Source organism: Tardiphaga sp., assembly GCF_044340795.1.
GTDB lineage: Bacteria > Pseudomonadota > Alphaproteobacteria > Rhizobiales > Xanthobacteraceae > Tardiphaga.
Genome location: NZ_JBIISY010000445.1, coordinates 1 through 2,523, shown reverse-complemented (window position 1 = coordinate 2,523; position 2,523 = coordinate 1). Strand labels below are relative to the sequence as shown.

Below are 2,523 nucleotides of genomic sequence, written 5' to 3'. Positions count from 1 at the left end.
AAACACTCGGTCGGCGTCACAGCCTCGCCGTTGATATTCTGAATGCAATGACGGGGCATGGACGAAAGACTGTCGCCGACACCTATGGTGAGTTTCCGCCCGACGCGTTGAAGCGGGAGTTGATGAAAATTCCAACCTTAGACGTCCGATAGCAGTTCCGGTTAGGCTCCCGTGCTACGAACTGTGGTTCGAATCCCCTCCCGGACAAAATGCGCGCGATAGCGCGGGGCACAGCGATCGTTACCCGAAGGGCCGAGACGCCATCAGCGGCTCGGTGAGCGAAGCGAGTAGAGCCCGTTTCCGGCGAAGCCGGATGCCCCCAAACGGACTTGCTTCATTTCCTCAACTGACGGCTAATCTAACAATGAGTCGGATAATCTTCCTTGTGCTCGCTTATCTCGTTGCATTCGCTTCATCTGCAAGCGCCGCGGACCTGATAGGGCGTGCGTCCGTCGTTGATGGCGATACGATAGAGCTACATGGCACGCGCGTACGGCTGTTCGGGATCGATGCCCCCCGTCCGCGCAACTGTCCGCGACGGTATGGGAAAGGATTATCGCTGCGGCCAGACTGCGGCCAATGCGCTAGCCGACCTGATCGACGGTAAGCCGGTCGCCTGTAAGCCTCGCGGACCTGACCAGTATGGAAGGATGTGTGGCCGTTTGTAAAGTCTCGGGCCTCGACCTTGGAGAGTGGCTGGTGCGACGAGGGCTCGCGATCGACTATGCTTATTACTCGAAGGGGCGCTACCGCGCGGCGCAGGGCGAGGCCTCGAAGGCGCGGACGGAGGTCTGGTCGGGTGACTTTGTCGAGCCGCGCTACTTTCGGTCGTGTCTGAAAAGTGGGAGATTTGCCGTCGGATTGCTCCTCCCGTTGACGAGGTAAGCCGATGGCGTTGCCGCCGCTCTATAAGTATATGGATGTCGAAGGCGCGAGGTTGACCCTAGGCAATCGTACGTTCAGGCATGCGAAGCCCTCGGACTTCAACGATACGGAAGACCTGACGATCCAGTCGATTTTTCCGGAAGATCTGCAAACGGCGCTGAAGCGTGCAAGTGACGGCATTCTCGATGTCATTTTACAACATCTGAATAATCGGCCTACCTGCCCATCGCCGATGCGCGAGAAACTCGCGCAAATCCAGGCTCTGCTACGCGCTGACCCCAAACTCGCCGAGTGGATGAGGGCGGAGATCAAGAAGGGCGGGCTCGACTGGGCCTACGATCCGGCGCATATGCGGGCTGTCGCTGAAGCGACGATCGCCGACGTCAACGAGTTCATGCAGGGATGGCGCGTCCTGTGCGTCACCACCCATAAGGATTCGGAGAAGATGTGGTCGGGCTATGCAGGGAACCACACCGGTATTTCCCTGCGTATCGAACCGAGCATCGAGAAGGATTCCAAGTTTCAAAAGTCATGCCCGTCGTCTATCAAGCGAAGCGGCCTCCGCTTTACGACGACACGCTGGAGTTCGTTGCAGGTGGTCTCTTTGGCGACCGGGATGCCCGCTCCTTGGCGATGATGAACAAGATCATCTATGCCAAGACCCTTCCCTGGCAGCATGAAGGCGAATACCGCCTTGCCATTCCAATCGCACCCGGCGAAGAGCCATGGAATACATTGCCGTATCATCTGGAGGAAATCACCGAGCTCAAAATCGGCGCAGCCATGACAGATGCAGACAAAGAGGACATCGTCGACAAGGCAAAAGCGGTCAATCCGGACATCAAGGTCTTTCAGGCCAAGAAGGACAACGAGGGGCGGATCAGTTTCGACCAATTGTGATTGACCTGATTGCGGCATACACCCCTAACGCAATCGCTCCGCAGCAGACGTTCCACGCCAGCCGGCACGAGATGGCCGTGCGTCTTGAGGTAATACGCGGCAAGGCTCTGTTCCTTGCGGTAATGCTTCAGCACGAAGAAAATCTTGCGATACGACGAGGGCGCAACGTGGAAGTAGTACATCGCCTCGTTCCACACGGTTATTTTCGCGCTCGGCATGTGCTACCTTGGGTCCATGTGTGGGATTTGCATCCGACGAGTACAGGCGGGTCTTCGCTTCCCAAATCGAAGCGATGGAGCTTCTTGGTCTCGCCGACGCCGATAGGAACAGAAAAGTTCTTCGTCAACGCGACGCCCTGCGTTGCAAAGAACATTTGCGCGGCGGCCTCGAAGTCATTGCCGGCGTGCGCATTGCTGACCGAACCGACTCTTTGGAAATTGTTGACGTTCATGCCTGGCGCCAAGCTAGATGTAATGCCTAAACATAAGGGGTTTTGAGGTGACCTCCGGGATCGCCGTAAGGATCTCACCGATGTCGTCCGCAAAGCGGAGCGTCACCGGGAGTCCATCTCCGAAGATGCAGGCATTAAAATTAACCTTGGTCAATGCCAGAATATCGGCGACCACTTGTTCAATGTTAGAGGCCCCGAAGACGATACGAATTTTGATCGGCGATGGCACCTCTCGGCCTGGATACGTCAAGAGGTGGGGCACGTATCCTGAACTCCAGAGAAAGGCG

General features: G+C 56.9%; 3 protein-coding genes and 1 pseudogene. 2 read left to right on the top strand and 2 right to left on the bottom strand.

Translation table 11 applies throughout. From position 1 onward, the window contains the following. Window positions 1-889 precede the first annotated feature (889 nt). Window positions 890-1,522, top strand: a complete 633-nt coding sequence (locus ACIQ17_RS32960; RefSeq protein ID WP_398473783.1) for a DUF2971 domain-containing protein — start codon at window positions 890-892, stop codon at window positions 1,520-1,522. Beyond that, window positions 1,513-1,785: a hypothetical protein gene (locus tag ACIQ17_RS32955; protein ID WP_398473782.1), complete on the top strand. Its 273-nt coding sequence runs from the start codon at window positions 1,513-1,515 to the stop codon at window positions 1,783-1,785. Before ACIQ17_RS32960 ends, ACIQ17_RS32955 begins: the two co-directional genes overlap by 10 nt. 199 nt (window positions 1,786-1,984) lie before the next feature. Here the strand turns inward: ACIQ17_RS32955 and ACIQ17_RS32950 are convergent, their stop codons facing one another. Continuing rightward, entirely contained in the window at window positions 1,985-2,236 is a 252-nt protein-coding gene (locus ACIQ17_RS32950) for a hypothetical protein (RefSeq protein ID WP_398473781.1), read from the bottom strand. A gap of 13 nt (window positions 2,237-2,249) precedes the next feature. After that, window positions 2,250-2,523: pseudogene (locus tag ACIQ17_RS32945) on the bottom strand (hypothetical protein); the annotation flags it as partial.

Excerpts from the sequence above, each read along its gene's own strand:
- ACIQ17_RS32950 (WP_398473781.1), bottom strand. The coding sequence starts at position 2,236 with ATGAACGTCAACAATTTCCAAAGAGTCGGTTCGGTCAGCAATGCGCAC.
- ACIQ17_RS32960 (WP_398473783.1), top strand. The coding sequence starts at position 890 with ATGGCGTTGCCGCCGCTCTATAAGTATATGGATGTCGAAGGCGCGAGG.